Below are 2,765 nucleotides of genomic sequence, written 5' to 3'. Positions count from 1 at the left end.
CGGAGTCACGACACTGGAGCGCCTTGTTGCTCGGGTTCGGGAGAGAGTAGCAAGCCGCCTGGATCAAAAACTCTTTGCCTTGCTCAAGCCTCCACAGATTCAAGCCTTGGAGCAACTATTGGTGCAGCTCCCTGAACAGAGGGAAGCACCCCTCCAGCAGCTCCGGCGCACCTGCTCGACATTGGCTATCTCAGAGCTACTTCAAGCCCTCGTCCGGCTCAATCGAATCCGCGAGCTGGGAGTCAGTGGGCTATCACTTCGCGAGATTCCAGCAGGACGTATCAAGGTGATGGCTCGATTTGTCGCGGAGGCCGCTCCCAGCCATCTGAGCCGTCTCCCCCAAACCCAACGACTCGCTCGGCTTCTCTGTTTTGCTCGTCATTTCGAGACCCAGGCACTGGATGAATCCCTTGACCTGCTGGATGCTCTGCTGGTTCAAGCCAAAAATCGGGCACGCGCCTCCGGGGAGAAAACCCGACTGCGCTCATTGCGGGATCTGGACGGCGCAGCCTTGACCATCGCCTTGGCGATTGAAATCTTCCTGGATGAACGATTCGCTAGCCCTGAGATTCGCAATCGCGTCTATGCAAAAGTCCCACGTGAGACAGTGCAGCAGGCTCTAGAGCAGGTCAAAATCCTGACTCGTCCCCCTGAAGACACCTTCCTACCGGAGCTGCTTCAACGCTATCGGTCCGTGCGCAAATTTCTGCTCCCCCTGCTGGAATCTGTGGATTTCATGAGTACCCAGGCAGGCAAACCCTTGATTGAGGCTCTGGAATTTCTCAAAGCGGGTCTGGATGACCCTGCTCGATGTGACTGGAACCAGGCTCCCCAGGGGGTGATTTCCTCGGCATGGAAACGCCATGTTATTGTCAAAGGTGAACTCCAATACCGTGCCTACACTCTATGCTTGACCGAAAGCCTTCAAGAAGCTCTTCTGCGGCGCGATGTTTTCGTGTCTCCCAGTGAACGCTGGGGTGATCCCCGTGCCAAGCTCCTGTCCGGCTCATCGTGGGAGAAAGTACGTCCCACCGTCTGTCGTGTCCTGGGTCGGGAAGTGGATTCAAGCCTGGAGATCTCACGGTTGGGCAAACTCCTGGAGCAAACCTACCAGCAGACCCTGACCAACGTGCCTCAGAACACCGCTTTAGAGCTGGACGCATCTGGAAACCTGAGTCTGGCTCGTCTGGATAAGCTCCCCGAGCCTGCCTCTCTGGTGGCATTGCGTCAAAAAGTCGAGAGGCTCCTTCCCCGAATAGATCTCCCTGACCTCGTTTTGGAGATGAATCTGCACACTGGATTTGCCAGTGAGTTCACTCATGCCAGCGAACGGCAAGCACGAGCGGCTGATCTGGAGCTGAGCCTTTGTGCGGCTTTGATTGCCCAGGCATGCAATACGGGGTTGGAACCAGTGATTCAGGAAGGGCATCCTGCCCTCTCTCGTGACCGACTGGAGTGGGTACTTCAGAACTATCTGCGTGCCGAGACCATCACAGCGGCCAATGCAAAACTGGTGGAAGCGCAAAGCCGAATCCCCCTGGTACAGCATTGGGGCGGCGGTGAAGTCGCCTCAGCCGATGGAATCCGCTTTGTTGTTCCGGAGCGCACTCTTCATGCGGGCTACAACCGCAAGTACTTCAACTCTGGTCGAGGCATCACCTACTATAACTTTGCCTCCAACCAGTTCACCGGCTTGCATGGCATCGTCATTCCCGGAACAACCCACGAGGCTCCCTATTTACTGGAGGGACTTTTGGAGCAGCAGACCCCTCTGAATCCGACGGAGGTGATGACCGATACAGCTGCCTACTCAGACATTTTGTTTGGTCTGTTCTGGCTGTTGGGTTATCAGTTCAGCCCCCGTCTGGCTGACATTGGGGCAGCACGCTTCTGGAGAATGGAGGAGGGCGCAGACTATGGCCCCCTCAATACGCTCTCACGGCATCGCATCCACACTGATCTAATTGCCAACAACTGGGATGACCTTCTGCGGTTGGCGGCCTCCCTGAAGATGGGAACCATCTCCGCCTCTGAGCTGATTCGTACTTTGTTGCGAAAGGGGCGGCAACGCGGAAGTCGTCATTCAACCATGACCCGTGCTCTGGCAGAGCTGGGGCGAATTCCCAAGACGCTGTATCTGCTGCGCTACATCGATGATGAGAGCTACCGTCGGCGTATCTTGCTGATGCTCAATCGGCATGAAAAGCGTCATGCTCTGGCTCGGGCGATCTTTCACGCCAATCGTGGGGAACTGAGGCAACGCTACAAAGAAGGCCAGGAAGACCAACTGGGAGCGTTGGGACTGATGGTCAATCTGATCGTTCTGTGGAACACGCTCTACATGAATGCGGCTCTGGAGCATTTGCGGAGTCAGGGAGAGAAGATTGACCCCGAGGATATTGCTCGGCTCTGGCCCTTGAGCTGGGAGCATATCAACCTGCTGGGCCGCTATTCCTTCCGGCTCTCGGATTCGCTACGCCCGGGGCAGCTCCGCCCACTCCAAATCGGCCAGCACCAGAGGGGACGATCCTAGTGTTTGCCTAAACCGTTTGCCCTTAATGGTAATTTTCGTTCCGTTGCAAGGTATTGACCATGTCCCAGTATAGGAGCGTGGTCTCCTGATTGATGTAGAGAGCGACACGCTCGCGAGCGGCGAGGATCATACCGCGCACGTCAGAGTGCAGGCGCTCTTCGTCTACGGCTTGGGCGGGAGCAAGTTCGCGGCTCGATTGTGAATCTCTGTCGGACACATAGTGTAATTCGAC

General features: G+C 56.3%; 1 protein-coding gene and 1 pseudogene. One reads left to right on the top strand and one right to left on the bottom strand.

Annotation, left to right across the window (positions count from 1 at the left end):
* A partial coding sequence (locus RMO15_RS17770) for a Tn3 family transposase (protein WP_309714863.1) occupies nt 1-2,533 on the top strand: 2,533 nt, incomplete at its 5' end.
* 22 nt (nt 2,534-2,555) lie between these two features.
* On the opposite strand, the pseudogene RMO15_RS17765 reads toward RMO15_RS17770, so the two are convergent.
* A pseudogene (locus RMO15_RS17765) lies at nt 2,556-2,765 on the bottom strand (hypothetical protein); the annotation flags it as partial.

The organism is Armatimonas sp., from assembly GCF_031410135.1.
In the GTDB taxonomy this organism is placed as follows: domain Bacteria; phylum Armatimonadota; class Armatimonadia; order Armatimonadales; family Armatimonadaceae; genus Armatimonas.
Note: the sequence above shows the minus strand (reverse complement) of the source record. Positions and strands in the feature narration are given on the sequence as shown.